The organism is Streptomyces nodosus, assembly GCF_008704995.1.
In the GTDB taxonomy this organism is placed as follows: domain Bacteria; phylum Actinomycetota; class Actinomycetes; order Streptomycetales; family Streptomycetaceae; genus Streptomyces; species Streptomyces nodosus.
In genome coordinates, this window is sequence record NZ_CP023747.1 from 1,469,319 (window position 1) to 1,490,084 (window position 20,766).

The following is a 20,766-nucleotide window of genomic DNA, read 5'->3' on the forward strand; positions in this document are numbered from 1 at the left end:
GTCCGCCGCGCGTGGTCCGCGCGGCGGAGCCGTGGGGGTTTCCGCCCGCTCCCCTCAGTGGGTGGCGGCGGCCGGCCGTTTGAACATCCGGGTCGCCGTGATCTCGCTGTGCACGGCCTCTCCGGCCCGGGGCTCCTGGGGCAGTCCCGGCCGCAGATGCTCCTCGACCCGGATGTACTTCAGTCCGGCTCGCAGATCGGCGTCGTTGCGCAGCCGGATCACCAGCGGGAACTCGGCGAGCGCCGTGGTGTCGAACAGGCCGGTGGTGTAGAGGAGCTGGACGCCGAGCGCGTCCGAGACGGCCCGCTGGAGCTCCAGCAGATAGGTCGCGTTGGCGCGTCCGATGGGGTTGTCCAGGAACAGGGTGCCCGCGTGGCGGTGCTTGTCGCGGCCGCGGTCGTTGCTGCGGAGCGCGGCCATCGTGCAGTACAGGGCGATGGCGGCGGTGAGCAGCTGGCCGCCGGAGAACACATCGCCCATCTGGCCGACGGGGACGCGTTCGGCCCGCAGCACGGCGTCCGGCTTGAGGATCTCGACGGCGACGCCCTTCGGCTGGAGAGCCGCGGCGACCCCCCTCAGCAGCAGCGACATGCCGTCGCGCCGGAGGTCGGAGTTCTTCTTGACGGCCGCGCGGGTCGCGTCGTCGATGACCTCGCCCAGGTGTTCGGTGAGGGTGGCCGGGTCGGGCTCCTCGAAGCGGATGCGCAGGAACTCCTGCCCGGACCATTCGCCCAGGCCCTCGGGGAGCCGGGAGAGCCGCTGGGCCGAACGCAGGGTGGCGAGGGACGTCTCGACCAGGCCCCGGAGCCGGTCCACGATGGAGTCGCGGTTGCGTTCCAGCTGGGCCAACTCGTCGGTGAGCACGCGCAGCCGGGGCGCGAAGGCGTCCGCCCACCGTTGTGCGTGCTCCGGCAGCGCGGACGCGGGCAGTTCACGGATCTGCTGCCGGGCGGGGGTGCGGACATGCTCGAACCGGGTGGAGTTGGCGTGCCGGACCAGGATGTCGCTCGCCTCGCGCACGGCCGCCTCGGCGGCGGACAGATCGGCGGCGCAGCCGCGCAGCGAGCGGCGGGCCTCGGCGGCGGCCCCCCGGGCCTCGTCGAGCGTGCCCGGGTAGGGCTCCGGCTCCTCCCGGTCCTCCTCCGAGGCGTGTTCGCGCAGCAGGTCGCGGAGCATCGCGGCGATCTCGTCGAAGCCGCCCGCCGCGTCCTCGGCGGCCCGGTGGGCGGCGAGGAGTTCGGCGTGCGCCTCGCGGGCCCGGGCGAGCGCCTCCACCCGGGCGGCCAGTTCACCGGTGGCGGTGCGCAGCAGGGTCTGGGCGTGCTCGGTGTCGCGGGGAAGCAGGTCCTCGGGCAGTTCGGTGTGGGCCTCGCCGTTCTCGGGTGCATGCCGCTCGGCCTCGCCGCGCAGCCGGCCGAGCTGCTCACTCGCCGTGGACATGCGTGTCTCCAGCAGATGCACCAGTTCCTCGGCGCGCGCGGCGGCCGCCTGCCGGGACGGGCCGTCGGAGCCGTCCGGGGACTGGAGGAGGTGCTCGGCGCGGGTGCGCACCTTGTTGCTGAGCCGGTCCAGTTCGGCGAGCGCGGCCGACTCGTCGCTCTCGGCCCGCGCCTGCTCGGCCCGCAGATCGGCGCCGACCCCGACCTTCTCGTACACCTGGGAGGCGGCCCGGTAGGCCTCCCGGAGGGCGGGCAGGGACACCTTCGGGGAGTCCGCGTCCTCCTGGGGGAGGTCGTCGGGGGCACCCGCGATCTCCGCGCGTTCGGCGCGCACCGCCCGTGCGGTGCGGCGGGCGTCGTCGGCGGCGCGCTGGGCGGCGCGCCGGTCCTCGTCGGCGGCGCGGGCGCGCTCCAGACAGGACTGGGCACGGGCCTCCGCCTCGACCGCCTCCTCGGCGAGTTCCCGCAGGGTGATCTGCCAGCTCGGGCGTTCCCGCAGCCGGGAGGCGAGTCCGGCGAGCGCGTCGGCCGCGCGGCGGGCCTTCTGCGCGGTCTCCTGCCGCTCGTCGCGCAACTGGTTCGCCTCAGCCGCCGCCTCCTCGGACTCGGCGCGGAGGGTGCGGGCCTCGGCGAGTTCCGTCTCGGCCTCCTCGGCGAACGCGCGGGCGTCCCGGGCGGCGTCGGCGAGTTCGGTGAGCCGTCCGGCCGGGCAGCCGGAGCGCCAGGAGGCCAGCCGGGCGGCCAGTTCACGGTCCTTGCCCAGCCGGGCCGCGAGCTGCCGGATCTCCTCGTCCCGCGCGGCGGTCCTGGCGCGCAGCGTCTGCCGTTCCTCGTCGGCGGCGAACTCGTCGTGCATGGCCGGGTTCGGCGGGACCAGGAAGACCCCGTTGTCGCTCTCGTCGGGGGCCGGGGTGGGGGCGACCAGCGCGGCGGCGGTGCCGACGGCGACGGTGGAGCGCGGCAGCAGCGCGGCGTCGCCCAGCGACTCCCGGGCCCGGGCGTGCGAGTCCGGGTCGGTGATGATCACGCCGTCGACGAGTTCGGGGCGGGTGGCCAGCACCCGTGCGTGGTCGGCGGGATCGACGGCCTGGGCGAGATAGCGCCAGCCGGGCAGCGCGGGGATGCCCTGCTCGCCGAGGAACTCGACGGTCGCCAGGACGTCCGGGCCGGGGGGCAGCAGTCCGCCGTCGCCGAGGGCGCCGAGAATGCGTGAGTCGTCGGCAGCGGCGGTGCGCAGTTCGAAGAGCTGGCGCTCGGCGGAGGAGATGGAGTCGTCGAGGAGTTCGCGCAGTTCGTCGGCGAAGCCGTCCAGTTCCTCGGGGGTGAGGGCGCCGCCGTCCGCGGGGACGGGGGCGGCGGCCGTGCGGCTGTCCTCGTCGCGCCGGGGGCCGGGTACCCGGGCCGGCGCGGCGGTGCCGGACAGGCTCAGCAGTTCGGCGAGGCGCTCCTCCGCCGCCAGGGCTTCCGCGGTGCGGCGCTCGGCCTCGTGGGCCCGTGCGGCGGAGGTGGCGGCGTCCGCGGCCCGGGCCGCGGTCAGTTCGGCGCGGGACTCGGCCGAGGCCGCCTCGCGCGCCTGTTCGAACGTCCGGCGGGCGGCCTCGCGTGCGGTGTCCCAGGCCGCGCCGGCCGTCCTGGCGGCGTCGCCCGCAGCGAGCGCGGCGCGCGCCGGGTCGGCGTCGGGCGTGCCGCCGTCCAGCCAGCCCGCCCGCACGGCCTCGCCGGTCTCCTGCTCGACCTCGCTCAGCCGCTGGCGCAGATGACCGGCCTCGCTGCGGGCGCGCTGTGCCTGGGTGGCGGCGGAGGTGGCGTCCCGGTGGGCGCTCTCGCCGACCGTCTGGAGTGCGGCGGACCGTTCTTCCTCCTCGTTGGCGAGGGTCTCGGCGCTCTCGGCGGCGGTGTGCAGGGCCCGTACCAGGTCGACGGCGGCCTTCGCGCGGGCGGCCAGGGCGGGGGCGGCGTCCCGTTCGGCCTCGCGGATGGCGGCGGCCGTGCGCGCGGAGCGGTCGGCGGCGGCGCGGTGCCGCAGTACGGCCTCGGCCGCCTGCCAGGCGGAGTACAGCTGACGTGCGTCGGCCAGTTCGCGTTTCTGTGCCGCCGCGGTCTTCTCCGCTCCGGCGAGCGCCAGTGAGGCGTGCCGGTAGGCGAGTTCGGCGGCGACCAGTGCGCTGCGCTCCCGGGCGTCCTCGGCTCCGGTGACCGCGTGGGCGGCGGCGGTGACCTGCTGGGCCAGCTCCGCGGCCCGTGCCCGTTCCCGCACTCCGCGCGCGGACAGCCGTTGCGCGAGGGTGCGGGTGCGGCGTTCGGCGCCGGCGTGGACGTCGCGCGCCTGCGAGCGGGCGTCGGCGGCGTCCACGATGCGCCCGAGCAGGTCGACCGAGCCGGCCGTGAAGTCGCGTTCGGCGATCAGTTCGGAGCGCCGTCCCAGTTTGTTGCCGAAGCCGCCGACCAGATCGGCGAGTCCGTCGGTGTCCCGGGTGTCGGTGACGGCCCGCAGCAGCAGGTCCGTGAAGTCGGCGTCCTTCTTGACCGCGAAGAGTCCGGCGGCCTCTCCCTCGTCGGCGTTCATCTCCCGCTGGTAGCGGAAGAGTTCGGGGTCGAGGCCGAGTTCCGTCAGATGTTCGTTCCAGCGGTCGTGGATCTCCTCCCAGTGCACCTCGAGGTGCGGATAGGTCCTGCCCGACTCCATGAGGGCGTCCCGGAAGCCCTTCATGGTGCGGCGCCGGCCGCGCGCCCCGGACGCCCCTTCGACGGGTGGCCGTACGGCGGTGGACTCGGCGACCGGCAGATTGTCGAGGCTGAGTCCGGGGCCCGGCCGGAAGGAGTACCAGGCCTCGGCGAACTTGCGCGGGTCGTTGGAGACCTGACGTCCGCGCCACTCGCTGGCCTTGCCGACCACGACGCACTCGCCGGTCAGGGTGTGCTGCCATTCCAGGGCCACATGCCCGCAGTCGTCGGCCAGCAGGAACTTGCGCAGCACACCGGAGCTGGCGCCGCCCAGCGTGTTGCGGTGGCCCGGCAGCATCACCGAGAAGATCAGCTTCAGCAGGACGGACTTGCCGCCGCCGTTCTCCAGGAAGAGCACGCCCGCGGGCGCGGGCCGGCGCGGCGGCCCCACGGGCTCCGCCTCGAAGAACTCCGCCTGGACGGGCGCGGGATCGGGTACCGGATCACCCACGCCCCGCAGGTCCAGCACGGTGTCGGCATAGCGCGCACCGGCCGGTCCGATGGAGTAGAGGCGGACCCGGGACAGCTCGTACATGGTGGCTCTCGTCGTAAGTCTTGCTGAGTCTGGGGATAAGGGGCGGAAGGCGGGGAGCCGCGGGGGCTCAGGAGCTTCCGGAGTGGAACGGCAGACCGGCGTCGGCCACCAGTTCCAGGTCGTCGGTGTCCTCGGCGGGCAGCAGTCCGGCCGTGCCGTCGGGCTGGGGGACGACGCCGAGTTCGAGGAGTTCGGCCATGGCGGCGCTGCCCGCCATGTCGCGCACCTGGAGCTGGTAGCGGGCCGTGGTGCGGTAGGTGCCGCCGCTGTCGTCGCCGGTGCGCTGGAGGAAGCCGGACTCGGTGAGGAAGGTGACGGCCTTGCCGACGATTCCGGTGGTGGAACCCGCCAGTCGGCGCGCGTCCTTGGTGGTCCCGGTCGCGCTGCGTCGGACCCAGATCCGCCAGGCCGCCTCCAGGTCCGGGGCGTCCGTCGCCGGGTCGGTGTTCTCGCCCTGTTCCTCGGCCCGCTCCTCCAGCCTGCGGCAGGCCTGGCGGACGAAGGCCTCGACGCCGTTGACCGTGACACGTCCGATGTAGCCGTCGTCGGCCAGGTCCTCGGGGCGGGGGAAGGCGAGGGTGGCGACGGCGAGATGGGCGAGTCCGTGCAGAAAGCGGTCGCCCGAGTCGGCGGAGGTACGGCGCGCGTAGTCGGTCATGCGGACGGCGAACACGGAGTCCTCGCCCGCGGTCACGGCCATCCCCGCGCGCGGCGACACCTCGAGGACGACCAGGCCGAGCCCGGTGGCGACGGCGTCGGCGAGCCGCGCGAACGGCGGGTCCTCGCGGTAGCGGCGCAGCAGCTCCGTGTACTCCTGGTCGCGGGCGGGCTGGAGCCTCGGCTGGAGCCCGAAGGAGACGAGTCGCGCCGCGTCGGCGGCGTCGGCGGGGGTGACGGGGGCGTTCACCGGAGTGGCGGCGGCCTCCGGCTCGCTCCACTCGACGTGCTCGGTCACGGTCGGGGCTCCTTGTCGCGCTGGTGCTGGGTGCGGGTCATGCCGCCTCGGTCCGGTCCGCCGCCATGCCGGCCGCGTCCAACAGCGCCGTACCGACGATCAGATCGGCGCCGCCGAACTCCGGATCGTGCAGTTCGGTGCCGTCGTCCACGCCGAACAGCAGTTTCTCCTCGCCCTGGCGGTAGGCCGTGCCGACCGGCGGGCTGGCCGCGTGCACGGCCATCAGTGCGACCAGGTAGGGAAGTTCGGGGTCGGTGCGGCGCGCCTCGGCGAGCAGCCCGGACAGCCTGCGCGGGGCGTCCGCCGGCAGGTCGAGCAGTTCCCTCGCGGCGGCCAGCTGTTCCTCGCTGAACCGGCTGTCGTCCGGGGTGGCGATCAGATCCGGCTCGGGCATCTCCGCTCCGAGGTTCTCACGCTCCACCGGAGGGGTCAGCAGCAGGTCGACGAGGTCGGTGACCCGTACGGACCCGGGGGTGCGCAGCCCCGTCCCCTGGGCGAAGAAGGCGTCCGTCACGCGGACCGCCCGGTGCAGCGGGAGGGGCAGCACCGGGGCGAAGAGATGCCCGTAGAGGTCGGTGCCGGAGGTGGTCATGGGGGTGGCGAAGGCCTGCCGGTCCTGCTCGGCGCGGAACAGGGGGCCCGCCTCCAGGAGCCGCGACTGCAGCTGGGTGTGGCGGCGGATGCAGTCCTTGACGATGTCGACGAGTTCGGCGGCGCGCCGCTTCTGCTCGGGGTCCTCGGACTCGTCGCGCGCCCTGCGGATGTTGGTGAGGATCGCGTTCTCGTGGCGGTAGCGCTCGGCCACATGGTCGAGGGCCTCGGCGATCATGTCCGGCACCACGTTCAGCCAGTCCACCGCGCGGACGTTGCGCCGGGTCGCCTCCAGCACCTTGCGCAGCGACTGGGAGTACTGCACGGTGCGGTAGCGCGCCTGCTCGGCGGCGAGCTGGGCGTCGGCGAGGCGGCCGCGGCTGATCAGCACCTCCAGCTTGACCTCGGCGGCGATCTGGGCGCTGGTGACATCCGTGTCGAGGGCGCCGACGAGGACGTTGACCGCCTCGTCGGTGGTCCTGAGGTAGACGCCTCCGCCGTAGCCGGGCACCTCTTCGATCAGCTTGAAGTCGTAGTCCCGGCGCACATAGGTGCCGTCCGGCGCGAAGGTGCCGTACACGGCGCGGAAGCCGCGGTCGACGCTGCCGACGTTGATCAGGTTCTCCAGGACCCAGCGGGCCACGCGCTCGTGTTCGGCGGCCGGGCGCCCGGGGGCCTGGGCGGCGATGCGCGGGAGGAGACGGGCGACTATCTGGTCGTGGTCCGCGCCCGTGTCGAAGTCCATGTTCAGGGTGACCAGATCGATGGCGGCGAGTGCGATCTCCGCCATCCCGTACACCGAGTACTCGCCCGTCAGATTCGCCTTGCGCGCATCGAGGTCGTGCAGGGGCGCGGTGCAGGCGAGCGCGCGCAGCCGACGCGCCAGCCCCTCGTCGGCGGCCGGGCCCGGGGCAGGGCGCGGCCCCGCGCTGAGCTGGGGCGGAAGGTCCGTCGGTCCAGGCGAAGTCACGGTGCACAGATTAGGTCCTCGATCTGACAACGTTCCAAACGAAGCGCCTGCGCCCGGGCGGAAGGGGTGGCCCGATCGATGCGCGGCAGCCGCCGCCGGTCGCCTCCGGCCCGCCGCCGGGGGACCTCGGGGCGCCTCTCCGGCGAGTGGCGGGGAGAGGACACGCGCGGTCCCTCGGCCTCGTTGCGGGCGCCCGTCCGCGGGGCGCGCGGGATTTCCCGAGTGTGTTCGGGGGAGGACTCGTGCGGTCGCCGCGGGCCGTCCACGGCATCGGGGACGAGTCGCAGTCCGGCGAGGACGTCCCGCATCGGCTCGTCCGGGCGGGCGCGCCGCGCGGGAACGCCCGGGCCGGTGGACTCCCCGGCGAGGGCATGGCGCCGTGCGGGGTCCGGGTGCCGTCCGGCGGCAGACCTGTCGTCGTCCCGGCCGGCCGTTCGACCGTCCGGCGGCCGGAGGAGCCGGCACGCAGGCGACGCTCACTCCCCCACAGCGGGACACGTCCGGCCGCAGTCACACGACAGCCGCGCGCAACCCCCGGTCCGGTTCGCGGCCGTGAGCGGTCGTCAGCTCCCGCTCCCCACGGATCCGTGGGAGGGACCCGACCGTTCGCTCAGGCCGCGTCCGGCTGTTCGGTCACCGACAGGGCGGCCAGGGCGGACGCCACCGCGTGGGAGGCGCTCAGATCCAGCCGGGCGCTGGTCCCCCGGGCCTTGTGGCGCACCTCGGCGGCGGCCAGGGTGAGCAGCTGCGGCAGCAGATCGGTGCTCCGGCGCGCCACCCAGGCCGTCCCCGCGGTGGCCAGCCACCACAGGCCGGCCTTCCGGGTGGGCGGCGGGAACCCGGGCTCGGCCGAGGGCGCGGTGCCGGAGGCGACCCCCGCCTCGGCGAGCAGCGCGTGGAAGCGCCGGGCGAGCGCCCGGTGCCCGCGCTCCCCCGGGTGCAGCCGGTCTGCGCTCCACATCGAGCGGTCGCTGATCCAGTCCCCCTCGGCGGCGTGCAGATGAAGCGCCCCGTACCGCTCGGACAGCGCGTGCACGACCGTGTTGACGGCCCGCTGCCGGCGGGCCAGCGGACGCGCCAGCGCCCCGGGCAGCCGGAGCATCGATCCCGGGTCGGGCAGACAGGCCGTGAGCAGCACCGTGTCCTGGGCGCGGAAGGCCGCGTAGACCTTGTCCAGCCGCGCGGCGACGGCATGGATGTCGAAGGTGCAGCGCAGTGTGTCGTTGACGCCGATGACGACGGAGGCGACATCGGGGCGCAGGGCGAGCGCCTCCGGGGTCTGCCGTTCCAGGACCTCCCGGGTCTGGGCGCCGCTGAAGGCGAGGTTGGTGAACTCGGCGGGCGCCTCCGCGGAGGCGAGTCCCTCGGCGAGCAGCGCGGCCCAGCCCCGCCAGGTGTCGCCGACGGGGTCCCCCACTCCTTCCGTGAGGGAGTCGCCGAGCGCGACGAACCGCAGGGGGCTCATCGGGCGCCCTCCCGGGTGGTGTCCCGGCCGGGAACGTCGGCGGTCGCCGTCGGCGTGTCGGACGGCCCGGCGTCGTGCGCCGCGAGGAACGCGTCCACCGCCGTCCTCCAGCCGAAGCACTCGGCGCGCGCCCGTGCTGCCTCCCGGCGTTCGTGCGCGGGCCGTTCCAGGAGCAGTTCGACGGCGTCGGCGAAGGCGTCCCCGGTGTTCACCGCGCTGGCCCCGGCGGAGCCGATCACCTCGGGCAGCGCGGACGAGGCGCTGGCCACCACCGGCGTGCCGCAGGCCATGGCCTCCAGGGCGGCGAGCCCGAACGTCTCGGCGGGCCCCGGGGCCAGGCAGACGTCGGCGCCGGCCTGGAGCGCGCCGAGCAGGTTCCGGTCGCCGACATGGCCGAGGAACGTCACCGGCAACCGGCGTTCCCGTGCCCGCTGTTCCAGCCGGGCCCGCAGCGGGCCGTCCCCGGCGACCACCAGCACCACGCGCCGTCCCCGGCCCAGCAGCGCCTCCAGCGCGTCCAGGGCCGTCCCCGGGCGCTTCTCCACGGAGAGGCGTGAGCACATGACGAGCAGCGCCTCGTCCTCGCGCGCGTACCGCTCCCGCAGCCCCTCGTCCCGCAGCGCGGGGTGCCGCTGCTCCAGGTCGACGCCCAGCGGGGCCCGTACGACATTGCGGGCGCCGATCCGCACGAACTCCCGCTCGGCGAACTCGGTGGTGCACACCACCCGTGCATAGGTGTGGGCGGTGCGGGTGTTGAGGGCGTCGGCGGCGCGCCGGGAGAGGTTCTCGGACAGGCCCCAGGTGCGCAGGACGCCGTCGGCGGTCTCATGGGAGACCATCACGGCGGGGACCCGGGCGCGCCGCGCCCATCGGCCCGTCCAGCGCAGCGTGGTGCGGTCGGAGACCTCCAGGCGGTCGGGGTCGAGCTCCTCCAGGAGGGCGGCGACGCGCCGCTTGTCGGTGAGGACCCGGTAGCCGCCGGTGCCGGGCAGCAGCGGCCCGGGGAGGGTGATGACCCGGCCCTGCTCGGTGTCCAGGTCGGTGTGGCGCTCGCCGGGCACGACGAGCACCGGTTCGTGACCGGCGGCCTTGAAGCCCTTGCCCAGCTCGCGCAGGGCGGTGCGCAGCCCCCCGGAGGCGGGGGCGACGAAGTTGGCGAGCCGTACGATCCGCAGGCCGGAGCCGGCCCGCTCGGTGGCGAAGCTCATGCGGCCACCGCCGTCTGCCGCGCGGCGAGCACATCCGCGTAGTGGCCGATGAGCTGGTCGCCGACGGCGGCCCAGGTGCGGCCCTCGACGGTGGTGCGCCCGGCGTCCCCGTAGGCGGCCCGCAGCGCCGGGTCGGCGGCCAGCGTGCGCACCGCGTCCCGTACGGCGTCCGCGTCACCCGGCGGGACGAGCAGCCCGGTGCGTCCGTGCGTCACCAGGTCCAGCGGTCCGCCCGCGGCGGGCGCGACGACCGGCACTCCGCTCGCCATGGCCTCCTGCACGGTCTGGCAGAAGGTCTCGAACGGGCCGGTGTGCGCGAAGACGTCCAGCGAGGCGAAGATCCGGGCGAGTTCGTCTCCGGTGCGGCGGCCCAGGAAGGCGGCGCCGGGCAGGGCCCCGTGCAGGGTGGCCTCGCTGGGGCCGTCGCCCACCACGACGACGCGTACGCCGTCCAGGCCGCAGACGCCGGCGAGGAGTTCCACATGCTTCTCGGGTGCGAGCCGGCCGACATAGCCGACGATCAGCTCACCGTTGGGCGCGAGTTCACGGCGGATCGACTCGTCGCGCAGCTCCGGCCGGAAACGGACGGTGTCGACGCCGCGCGGCCACAGCTGCACCCGGGGCACCCCGTGTGTCTCGAGATCGCGCAGGGCCGCGCTGGAGGGGGCGAGGGTGCGGTCGGCGGCGGCGTGCACGGAGCGGATGCGGCGCCAGGCGGCGGCCTCGCCTGCGCCCATGTAGGTGCGGGCGTATCCGGCCAGGTCGGTCTGGTAGACGGCGACGGCCGGGATGCCCAGCCGGGCGGCGGCCGTCATGCCGCGGACACCGAGGACGAAGGGGCTGGCCAGGTGCACGATGTCGGCGCGGTGGGCCGTGATGGCGGCGGCGACACGTCGGCTGGGGAGGGCGACGCGCACCTGGGGATAGCCGGGGAGCGGGAGGGAGGGGACACGGACGACGGGACACGGCGCGAGGGCGTCGAGCCCTTCGCCGGTCAGGGGGGAGCCTCCCGGTCCGGGCAAGGCCGAGGACTTGGGGGAGGCCGGGGCGACGACGAGGGGAGCGTGACCGCGATCGACGAGGTGCCGGGCGGTCTGGAGCGCGCAGTGGGCCACGCCGTTCACATCGGGGGGAAAGGATTCGGTCACGATGACGACACGCATACCCGTGTTCTCGCCGCACTGGACGTGGCCGCGTCAACGTGGATCTTTCCGGCCGGGGAACGTCCCGTGAGCGTTGGGCGGTGGGGCCGGGTCGGCCGGCCCACGTCCACACGTTCCTGACGCCCGGATCACCGGACGTTCACGCCGTCGGCATGTCCGGTCCGAGGATCCGGCGCTCCCGCAGGGCCGTGTCGGGCCCGATCCGGCTGCGTACGGCGGTCTGGACCTCGGCCTCCTCGGCCGGGTCGACGGCGAGCCGGCGCAGCCGCTCGACGACCCGGGCGTCCCCGGTCTCGGCGTGCCGTGCGGCGATCTCGCGGGTGGACTCCTCGCAGTCCCAGAGGCACTCGACGGCGAATCCGGCGGGGAAGGAGGGGTCGGTGGCGGCCAGGGCGCGGGCGGCTCGGCCGCGGAGATGGGACGAGGCGGTCTCGCGGTAGACATGGCGCAGCACGGGCGCGGCACAGGCGATGCCGAGCCGTCCGGCGCCGTCGACGAGGGTCCACAGGGTGGGCGCGTCGGGGCCCTCTCCCCGTACCGCCTCCCGCAGCGCCGCCAGCACCGGGTCACTGTCCCCGGCGCCGCCCCGGCAGGCGAGCACCCGCCCGGCGGCGGCGCCCAGGGCGTCCGGCCGGCGGGCCCAGCCGCGCGCCCGGTCGACGGCGGCGACACTGCGCATGCGTTCGAAGGCGTCCACGGCGGCCTCGACGACCTGCGCGGAGCCGGTGGACACGGCGCCCTCGATCAGATCGAGGGCATCGGGATCGTTCCCGTCGGCGAGATAGCGCAGGGCGGTGCAGCGGGCCCCGTCGTCGCCGGTGCGGGCGGCCTCGAGGATCTCGGGCCGGTCCTCGGGCCCCGCGACGGCGACGAGACAGCGGGCGGCGGGCACATGAAGCACGGCACCGCGTTCGAGTCCCTGCTGGGCCCACTCGAAGACGGCCCGCACGCTCCAGCCGGGCCGGGGTCCGTTGGGCCGCAGCTGCCGCTGCCAGCGGTCGAAGCTGTCGGCCTCCTGTGCGGCCCGCACCCGGTCGGCGACGGAGGGGCGCGGGTCGTCGGCCCACAGCCGCCAGGGCCGCGGTTCGAAGGAGCCCCGGACGGCGGCCGCGAGCTCGGCCTCGCCCTCGGCGTCGAGCGGGAAACGGGCCAGCACGGGGGCGGCGAGGGCGCGCAGCCCCGCGTCGTCGTCGCGCAGCGCCAGCTCGTCCAGGGCCCAGGCCCAGTTGGAGCCCGAGACCGCGTACCTGCGCAGCAGTTCGAGCGCGTCGTGCCTGCCGTAGGAGGCGAGGTGGCCGAGGACCGCGAGGGCGAGACCGGTGCGGCAGTCCTCGGTGTCGAGGAGGTCCTCGGTGCTGAAGAGGTGCGCCTCGATCTCGTCGAGCTCGCCGTCGAGGTCGAGGAAGAGACGGGCGTAGTACAGGGAGCGGTTCTCCACCTGCCAGTCGTGGCGGGGGTCACGGAGCACACAGTGGTTGAGGGCCGCGAGCGCCTCGGAGCGCGGTGCGGTGAGCGCGTGCAGCGTGCCGTCGCCACGGCCCCTCTGCAGGAGGCCGAGCAGGGTACCGCTGGGCGCTATGACCGGTTCGAACATGGGAAGAAGCCTCACATCAAGCGTCGACGCAATCGGGGGACACGCACTACCTGACCGCGCGACAACACGTCGGGGCACCCGCCGTCGCTTGCTTGCTGTAGACCATCTTCCTCTGCCTCTCGTCATCGGCCCGTACGGACCGCTCACGGTCCACGCGGTGCGGCAACACCTGCCCAGCCATCGCGTCCGTGAATCACGTCGTCATGATGGCCCGGTCTCTCCGGCTGCCGCGACCCTATTTCGGGCGGCTCGATACCGCCTCCCCCGTTTTCGCCGTCTTCGCCGGTCGGCGCGGACGATCAGTGTGTGCCGAACAGTTCGAGCAGGTCGGCCTTGCCGAACATACGGGCGGTGTCGATGGCCGAGGGGGTGCCCGCGGCCGGGTCGGCGCCGCCGTCCAGCAGGGTCCGGATGACCTCCGTCTCGCCCTTGAAGACCGCGCCGGCGAGCGGGGTCTGCCCCCGGTCGTTGGCCCGGTCGGCCCGGGCGCCGCGCTCCAGCAGCGCCCGGACGGTGCCGGCGTGGCCGTGATAGGCGGCGAGCATCACCAGGGAGTCGCCGCGGTCGTTGGTGAGGTCGGCCGGAACGCCCGCGTCGACATAGGCCACGAGGGTCTCGGTCTCTCCTCGGCGCGCGAGATCGAAGATCTTGGTCGCCAGTTCCACGACCTCGGGGTCGGGGCCTTCACTCATCGGCCGGATCGCCTCTCACTACGACTGCTGGGGACTGCGGGAGCGTTCGACGGCGAGCGGAGCCGTCGAACACGGCCGGTACGGCGGCGAGCGGTGCCGCCGTCCGGGTGAATCGCCCAGCGTACTGGCTTCCCGGGCACACCACGGGCACCGCGCGAGGCGAAGATCACGACAGTGCCCGTCGAGCGCAACAGCTCCGCCCGGACGCACGGGACGGCTCCACCACCCGAGGGAAATCCGCCTGATTTCACCCGCTTGCACCTTTTGTCGTATAGATACATTCTGTGAGCCTGGAAGAACTCATGGTGACTGTCCCCGCGAACCAGGAGAGCTCAAATGATCCTCAACATCTCGGGCGTGATGCTGCTCGGCACCGTCGTCTTCCTCTTCTTCCGCAAGGACGGTCTCAAGGGCTCGCACGCGACCGTCTGCTCGCTCTTCGGCTTCTATCTGTCGAGCACCGCCGTCGCCCCCAGCATCAAGGCCGGCGGCGCGAGCCTCGCCAGCCTGCTCGGCGGGCTCAACTTCTGACCCCGCCCCGCGTCGTACACATCCCCAGGAGAAGCACGTGGCCCGGCGCCCCCTCCCCCGCATGCTGAGCAACGGCAGCGCGTTCTCCCGCGGACGGGAGCTGGCGCGGACGGCGGCCGGCGGGGCCGGCGACATGCTCCATCCGCTGATCACGATCACCCGCGGACTGCACCGGCTGGCCGGTGCCGGGCGGCGCACCTGGACCCGGACGCCCAAGGACCGGCGGGGACCGCTCCTGTTCCTGGCCGCCTCGCTGGTCCTGGTCGTCGCCCTGGTGCCGTACGGGCCGCTGCTCGGCGGCATCGGGCTGATGGCGGCGGCCGCCTGGCACGGCCGGGAGCGCAGGCCGTCCGGGCCCGCCGGCCCCGACGAGGCGCAGGTCAAACGGCTGAGGTCGCTGTACGAGGCGCTGGTGCCGTATTTCTCGGCCGCCGAGGACCCCGCCCCGCTGTATGCGCACGGGGGTGACTGGACGAAGGCGTTCTCCTCCCCCGCCTTCGACGAGAGCGGCCGGATCTCGCGGCTCCGCATCCGCTACCCCGCCTACTTCAAGGACGGCGAGCCCGAGTCCCGGGCGCAGATCGAGCGACTGCTGCACGCCAAGTCGGGCCGGGGCCGCGAGTACCACTTCCGGTGGAACGAGGAGGGCAACGAGCTGACGCTGACCGTGCTGGGGCCCCTGCCCACCGACATCGCCGCACAGCGCTTCGTGACCGCGCCGGGCGAGACGGTGCTGGGCTTCACCGATCCCACCGGCGTCCAGCGCACGCTCCCCCTCACCCACGGCGAGGAGCGGCGCGATGTGCCACCGGTGGTGTGGCGCACCGGGCCACGCTCCACCGAGCCCCATCTGCTGATCGTCGGCGGGCCGGGCAGCGGCACCACCACCCTGGTGCGCTCCGTCGCCCTCCAGGCGCTGCAGTACGGCGACATCCTGATCGTCGAGGGCGGCGGTACCGGTGAGTTCGCGTGCCTGGCGGGACGGGAGGGGGTACTGAGCGTGGAGTCCACGCCGGCCGGGGCGACGGCGAGCCTGGAGTGGGCGACCCATGAGACGGAGCGCCGGCTGATCGCGGCGAACCGGTCCCGGCAGTCCGGGCACCGCCCGCCGGACGACATCAGGCACCCGCTGTGGATCCTCCTGGACCGGCCGAGCGTGCTGGGCCATATCGCCGCGGCGGACGGCCGCCGGGATCCCCGGGAGCTGGTCCAGGTGCCGCTGCGGCACGGGCGGGCGGCGAACGTCACGGTCGTGGTCGCCGAGCAGTTCGACGGACTGGAGGGCCTGCCCGACACCGTGCGCCAGTACGCCCGGGCGCGTGTGGTGCTCGGTCCCGCGACCCCGGAGGAGGTGGAGAGCGTGCTCGGCGCGCCCCCGCACACCACGCCCGCCGACGAGGTCCCGCCCGGCCGCGGCTATGCCCGCCTGGGCACGGGCCCGGTGCACCGCCTCCAGGTGCCGGCCACCCCGGACCCGTACGACGACGCCACCGGCGAACACCACCGCCAGGCGGTCCTGGACCTGCTGCCGGTGCGCGACCGCCCGGCGGTGGAGGCGGTTCCCGCGAAGCCGCTGATGGTGAAGGCGACGGCCTCGGAGGGCTGACGGTGCGGGCTTCGGGGACGGGCCCCGTCGTCAGGCCTCCCGCCGGGAACGACCGGCCCCGGCCGGGAAACCCGGTCAGGCGACGAAGGTCCGCGGTGCCTCCGTCGGTCCCGGGACGCCGGTCTCCACCAGACGTGCCGCGGCGGCCAGCCGTACCGCCGCCTCCTCCGCGACCGCACCGGCCACGGTGAACGGCAGCCGCACATACCCCTCGAAGGCGCCGTCGACGCCGAACCGCGGTCCCGAGGGCACCCGGACGCCGACCCGCTCCCCCGCCTCCGCGAGCCGGGACCCCGACAGACCCCCGGTGCGCACCCACAGCGTCAGACCGCCCCGGGGCACCGAGAACTCCCAGTCCGGCAGCTCCCTGCGCACCGCGTCGACCAGGGCGTCCCGGTTCTCCCTCGCCTGCCGGCGCCGCAGTTCCACCGCCTGCTCCCAACCGCCCGTGGTGAGGAGCCAGTTCACGGCCAGCTGCTCCATCACCGGGGTACCGAGGTCGGCGTAGGCGCGGGCCGCGACCAGGCTGCGGATGACATCGGGGGCGGCCCGCACCCAGCCGATGCGCAGGCCCGCCCAGAACGCCTTGCTCGCCGAACCCACCGTGACGACCGTGGAGCCCGCCGGGTCGAACGCGCACACCGGGCGCGGCATCTCCATGCCGTCCTCCAGGTGGAGCTCGCTCATCGTCTCGTCGACGATCAGGACCGTCCCGGCGGAGCGGGCCGCCTCGACCAGTCGGCGGCGCTGGTCCTCGTCGGCCAGCGCGCCCGTCGGATTGTGGAAGTCCGCCACCACATAGGCGAGCCTCGGCGCGGCCTCCCGCAGCACCTGGCGCCAGCGGTCCAGATCCCAGCCGCCGAGCCCCTCCGCCATGGCGACGGGCACCAGACGGGCGCCGGCCTCCCGCATCAGCTGGAGGATGTTGGCGTACGAGGGCGACTCGACCGCGATGCGTTCGCCGCGTCCGGCGAAGAGATGACAGATGGCGTCCATCGCGCCCATGGCGCCGGTGGTCACCATGATCTGCTCGGGCATGGTGGGGATGCCGCGCGCCGTGTAGCGCTCGGCGAGCGCGGCGCGCAGCGCGGGCAGACCGGCCGGGTAGTCGCCGTGCGTGTGCGCATAGGGCGGCAGTTCCTCCAGGGCGCCCCGGGCGGCACGGGTGAGCCAGGGCTCGGGTGCCGGCAGCGCGGCGCAGCCCAGGTCGATCATCGAGCCCAGCGCCTCGGGCGGGAGGGGTTCGAGGCCACGCGCCGGGAGCGGGTTCCCGGCCGGCACCACGGTCCAGCTGCCCGCTCCCCGGCGGGACTCCAGAAAGCCCTCGGTGCGCAGTTCCTCGTACGCCGCCGCGACCGTCGTACGGCTCACGGTCAGGGCCAGCGCCAGCTCCCGCTCGGCGGGCAGCCGGGCCGCCACCGGCACCCGGCCCTCCAGCACCAGCAGCCGGATGCCGTCGGCGAGCGCACGATAGGCGGGCGGGCGGCGCCTGCCGGGGGCCGGGGGGCGCTCCTGCTGGGAGTTGAGCAGCCGGGCGAGCTGTGCCGCACCCACCGCCGAGGTCCACTGCGTCACGATTCCCAGTCCACCTTCCCTGAATTGGCCATGGATGAGTTCTCTTTCCCAGCCACAGAGTGACATGCATCAGTCCACTACGACCACAGGGGGGCCTATTTTGTCCGGTGACCCGACGGACTCGTCCGGGAGAAGCCGTCTGGGACGGCGTCTGATCCAGCTGTACGCGGGCCTCGTGCTCTACGGCGCCAGTTCGGCCCTCCTTGTGAAGGCGGGTCTCGGCCTGGAGCCCTGGAATGTCCTCCATCAGGGGCTCGCCGGTCTGACCGGGCTCAGCATGGGCGTGGTGCTGATGATCGTGGGTGCGGTGGTGCTGCTGCTGTGGATACCGCTGCGCCAGCGCCCCGGACTCGGCACCGTCTCCAACGTCCTGGTGATCGGGGTCGCCATGGACGCCACCCTGTCCCTGGTTCCGGAGGTGCACGGTCTGGCCGTGCGGATTCCCTTCCTCGTCGCGGGCGTGGTGCTCAATGGCGCGGCGACCGGTCTGTACATCGCCGCGAACTTCGGCCCCGGCCCGCGTGACGGGCTGATGACCGGACTGCACCGGGTCACGGGCCGCTCGATCCGGCTGCTCCGCACCGCCGTGGAGGTGGCCGTCGTGGTGACCGGCTTCGCCCTCGGCGGCACCGTCGGGATCGGCACCGTGCTGTACGCGCTGGCCATCGGTCCGCTCGCCCAGCTCTTCCTGCGCGTGTTCGCCGTCCCCGCGGCACCGAAGGGCAGCGCGGTCGTTGCCGGCGGGCAACCGGAGGGCGCGATACTGCCCCGGTGACCACTCCCGTACGCCACCCGTACCTCGACCACCCCGGCCCGCTCGCCTTCGCGCACCGGGGCGGGGCGGCGGACGGCCTGGAGAACACCGCGGCCCAGTTCCGGCGCGCGGTGACGGCCGGCTACCGCTATCTCGAGACGGATGTGCACACCACGGCCGACGGGAAGCTGGTGGCTTTCCACGACGCGACCCTGGACCGGGTCACGGACGGGGCGGGGCGGATCGCCGATCTGCCCTGGGCGGACGTGCGGCAGGCGCGGGTGGCGGGCAGCGCCCCGGTGCCCCTCTTCGAGGAGCTGCTGGAGGAGTTCCCCGAGGCGCGCTGGAACGTGGACGTCAAGGCGGAGCCCGCGCTGCTTCCCCTGCTCGAACTGATCGAGCGCACCGGCTGCTGGGACCGGATCTGCGTCGGATCGTTCTCCGAGTCGCGGGTCGCCCGTGCCCAGCGTGCGGCCGGGCCGCGCCTGGCGACGTCGTACGGCATCCGCGGTGTGCTGGGCCTCAGGCTGCGCTCCTGGGGCATCCCGGCGGCGCTGCGCGGTTCGGCGGTCGCCGCCCAGGTGCCGGAGTCCCAGTCGGGCATCCCCGTGGTCGACCGCCGCTTTGTGCGCACCGCCCACGCCCTCGGGCTCCAGGTGCATGTGTGGACCGTCAACGAACCCGAGCGGATGCACCGGCTGCTGGATCTCGGAGTGGATGGCATCATGACCGATCACATCGGGACACTGCGCGAGGTCCTCGAGGCCCGGGCCACCTGGGTCTGACATTCGCGCGCGATCAGGTACCACGGGGAGACGAGGGCACGGGTGGGCACCGACACGGGGCAGGCGACGGCCCCTTCCGAGGGGAACTCTCCGGACTCGCCGGACTCCCCGGAGGCGGCCGGCGAGAGGGCCGAGCGGCGCCGCGAACAGCGCGGCTGGTACTTCTACGACTGGGCGTGCTCGGTCTATTCGACGAGCGTGCTGACCGTGTTCCTCGGTCCCTATCTGACCTCGGTGGCCAAGTCGGCGGCGGACGCGGACGGGTATGTGCACCCGCTGGGCGTCCCGGTGCGCGCGGGCTCGTTCTTCGCGTACTCGGTCTCCGCCTCGGTCGTCCTGGCGATCCTGGTGATGCCGCTGGCGGGCGCCGCGGCCGACCGCGGCGGCCGCAAGAAGCGGCTGCTCGCCCTGTGCGCGTATCTGGGCGCCGCGGCCACCACGGGCATGTTCTTCCTGGACGGGGACCGCTATCTGCTCGGCGGCCTGCTGCTTGTCGTCGCGAACGCCTCGGTGGCCGTGTCGATGGTCGTCTACAACTCCTATCTGCCGCAGATCGCGACCCCTCAGGAGCGGGACGCGGTCTCCTCGCGCGGCTGGGCCTTCGGCTATGCGGCCGGCTCGCTGGTGCTGGTCGGGAATCTGGTCCTGTTCACCGGGCACGACTCCTTCGGTGTCTCGGAGTCCATGGCGGTCCGGATCTGCCTGGCCTCGGCGGGTGTGTGGTGGGGCGCCTTCACGCTGGTGCCGCTCCGACGGCTGCGCGACCGCCGCGCCACGCCCACGGCACCCTCGGCGAACGGCTGGCGGCAACTCGCGGCCACGGTCCGGGACATGCGGGGCAAACCGCTCACCCTTGCCTTTCTGCTGGCGTATCTCATCTACAACGACGGCATCCAGACGGTGATCTCCCAGGCCTCGGTGTACGGCTCCGAGGAGCTGGGGCTGAGCCAGTCCACACTGATCGGCGCGGTGCTGCTGGTGCAGGTGCTGGCGGTGGGCGGAGCCCTGGGCATGGGGCGGCTGGCCCGGACGTACGGCGCCAAACGCACCATCCTCGGGTCCCTGGTGGCCTGGACCGTCACACTCGGCGCCGGCTACTTCCTGCCCGCGGGCGCTCCGGTCTGGTTCTTCGCCCTGGCGGCCTGCATCGGGCTGGTCCTCGGCGGGAGCCAGGCGCTGTCCCGCTCCTTGTTCTCCCATCTGGTGCCGCCGGGCAAGGAGGCCGAGTACTTCTCGGCCTATGAGATGAGCGATCGCGGAATGAGCTGGCTGGGACCGCTTCTGTTCGGGATCACCTACCAGCTGACCGGAAGCTATCGGGACGCGATCATCTCGCTGGTGGCCTTCTTCATCATCGGGTTCGTGCTGCTGGCACGGGTCCCGGTGCTGCAGGCCGTGCGCGACGCGGGCAATCCGGTACCGGACAGGATTTAGCGCCCCGCGGCAAAGGGCGGTAGTGTACGCGTTTGGCCAGCCAGGCGTACCGTTACTGCGCGTCAAAGGAGACGAGACACCGGGTGACATCTTCTAGCAGATGTGACAAACCGGGCGCTGGTGGGTACAACAAGGGGCGGCTACGACGGCGACGCACGACCCGGAACGGGACTCGGAACGGGAATCTTTACCGCCGACCGGACGTTGACCGGATGACGACGACAGCGACACCTGTCCTGTGGGCGACAAGCCCGGGAGGCACGATTCATGAGTGAGCGAGCTCTTCGCGGCACGCGCCTCGTGGTGACCAGCTACGAGACGGACCGCGGCATCGACCTGGCCCCGCGCCAGGCCGTGGAGTACGCATGCGAGAAGGGGCACCGCTTCGAGATGCCCTTCTCCGTCGAGGCGGAGATCCCGCCGGAGTGGGAGTGCAAGGTCTGCGGGGCGCAGGCACTCCTGGTGGACGGCGACGGCCCGGAGGAGAAGAAGGGCAAGCCCGCGCGTACACACTGGGACATGCTGATGGAGCGCCGCACCCGTGAGGAGCTCGAGGAGGTTCTCGAGGAGCGCCTTGCCGTACTGCGCTCCGGTGCGATGAACATCGCGATCCATCCGCGCGACAGCCGCAAGTCCGCGTAGCCCCTCCGGGGTCGGGCGGGACGCAGCACACCGGTTTCCTCAGTGGGCGCCGTACGTCAGAACGACGTACGGCGCCCACTGCTTGGGTGCTTCGGTGCGGTGT

General features: G+C 73.8%; 15 protein-coding genes. 6 read left to right on the plus strand and 9 right to left on the minus strand.

Annotated elements, in window-relative coordinates:
- Positions 1-54: 54 nt before the first annotated feature.
- The 8 genes from CP978_RS06645 to CP978_RS06680 all read right to left on the minus strand — a co-directional run bounded on the left by CP978_RS06645 (position 55) and on the right by CP978_RS06680 (position 13,336).
- Entirely contained in the window at positions 55-4,698 is a 4,644-nt protein-coding gene (locus CP978_RS06645) for a hypothetical protein (RefSeq protein ID WP_150478156.1), read from the minus strand.
- Positions 4,699-4,765: 67 nt separating this feature from the next.
- The gene (locus CP978_RS06650) at positions 4,766-5,653 is read right to left on the minus strand and encodes a hypothetical protein (RefSeq protein WP_043438398.1); all 888 of its coding nucleotides are present in this window, start codon (positions 5,651-5,653) and stop codon (positions 4,766-4,768) included.
- 37 nt (positions 5,654-5,690) lie between these two features.
- The gene (locus CP978_RS06655; protein ID WP_043438400.1) at positions 5,691-7,214 is read right to left on the minus strand and encodes a hypothetical protein; all 1,524 of its coding nucleotides are present in this window, start codon (positions 7,212-7,214) and stop codon (positions 5,691-5,693) included.
- A gap of 610 nt (positions 7,215-7,824) precedes the next feature.
- Positions 7,825-8,679 (minus strand): SGNH/GDSL hydrolase family protein, encoded by an 855-nt coding sequence (locus CP978_RS06660; RefSeq protein ID WP_043438402.1) that lies wholly within the window; start codon positions 8,677-8,679, stop codon positions 7,825-7,827.
- Positions 8,676-9,887 carry a glycosyltransferase gene (locus CP978_RS06665; RefSeq protein WP_227745333.1) on the minus strand — a complete coding sequence of 404 codons (1,212 nt, stop codon included), beginning with the start codon at positions 9,885-9,887 and terminating at the stop codon, positions 8,676-8,678. Before CP978_RS06665 ends, CP978_RS06660 begins: the two co-directional genes overlap by 4 nt.
- The gene (locus CP978_RS06670; protein WP_043438404.1) at positions 9,884-11,050 is read right to left on the minus strand and encodes a glycosyltransferase family 4 protein; all 1,167 of its coding nucleotides are present in this window, start codon (positions 11,048-11,050) and stop codon (positions 9,884-9,886) included. The genes CP978_RS06665 and CP978_RS06670 overlap by 4 nt, the downstream gene beginning before the upstream one ends.
- Before the next feature lie 139 nt (positions 11,051-11,189).
- Entirely contained in the window at positions 11,190-12,644 is a 1,455-nt protein-coding gene (locus CP978_RS06675; protein WP_150478157.1) for a HEAT repeat domain-containing protein, read from the minus strand.
- Positions 12,645-12,943: 299 nt separating this feature from the next.
- The gene (locus CP978_RS06680; protein WP_043438405.1) at positions 12,944-13,336 is read right to left on the minus strand and encodes an ankyrin repeat domain-containing protein; all 393 of its coding nucleotides are present in this window, start codon (positions 13,334-13,336) and stop codon (positions 12,944-12,946) included.
- 336 nt (positions 13,337-13,672) lie between these two features.
- On the opposite strand from CP978_RS06680, the gene CP978_RS06685 reads away from it, so the two are divergent.
- Together CP978_RS06685 and CP978_RS06690 are read left to right on the plus strand one after the other, a co-directional pair.
- The gene (locus CP978_RS06685) at positions 13,673-13,867 is read left to right on the plus strand and encodes a hypothetical protein (RefSeq protein ID WP_043438406.1); all 195 of its coding nucleotides are present in this window, start codon (positions 13,673-13,675) and stop codon (positions 13,865-13,867) included.
- Between the two features lie 37 nt (positions 13,868-13,904).
- Positions 13,905-15,473 carry a P-loop NTPase family protein gene (locus CP978_RS06690; RefSeq protein ID WP_043438407.1) on the plus strand — a complete coding sequence of 523 codons (1,569 nt, stop codon included), beginning with the start codon at positions 13,905-13,907 and terminating at the stop codon, positions 15,471-15,473.
- A 75-nt stretch (positions 15,474-15,548) separates the two neighbouring features.
- Here the strand turns inward: CP978_RS06690 and CP978_RS06695 are convergent, their stop codons facing one another.
- The gene (locus CP978_RS06695) at positions 15,549-17,048 is read right to left on the minus strand and encodes an SCO1417 family PLP biosynthesis transcription factor (RefSeq protein ID WP_043438408.1); all 1,500 of its coding nucleotides are present in this window, start codon (positions 17,046-17,048) and stop codon (positions 15,549-15,551) included.
- 64 nt (positions 17,049-17,112) lie between these two features.
- Here CP978_RS06695 and yczE point away from each other — a divergent pair, with 64 nt between their 5' ends.
- The 4 genes from yczE to CP978_RS06715 all read left to right on the plus strand — a co-directional run bounded on the left by yczE (position 17,113) and on the right by CP978_RS06715 (position 20,663).
- Complete coding sequence (gene yczE, locus CP978_RS06700) at positions 17,113-17,823, plus strand: membrane protein YczE (RefSeq protein WP_052454046.1); 711 nt, start codon at positions 17,113-17,115, stop codon at positions 17,821-17,823.
- Positions 17,820-18,587 (plus strand): glycerophosphodiester phosphodiesterase family protein, encoded by a 768-nt coding sequence (locus CP978_RS06705; RefSeq protein ID WP_043438411.1) that lies wholly within the window; start codon positions 17,820-17,822, stop codon positions 18,585-18,587. Before yczE ends, CP978_RS06705 begins: the two co-directional genes overlap by 4 nt.
- 42 nt (positions 18,588-18,629) lie before the next feature.
- Complete coding sequence (locus CP978_RS06710) at positions 18,630-20,021, plus strand: MFS transporter (RefSeq protein WP_052454047.1); 1,392 nt, start codon at positions 18,630-18,632, stop codon at positions 20,019-20,021.
- A gap of 267 nt (positions 20,022-20,288) precedes the next feature.
- Positions 20,289-20,663: an RNA polymerase-binding protein RbpA gene (locus CP978_RS06715; RefSeq protein WP_043438414.1), complete on the plus strand. Its 375-nt coding sequence runs from the start codon at positions 20,289-20,291 to the stop codon at positions 20,661-20,663.
- Positions 20,664-20,766: the final 103 nt, after the last annotated feature.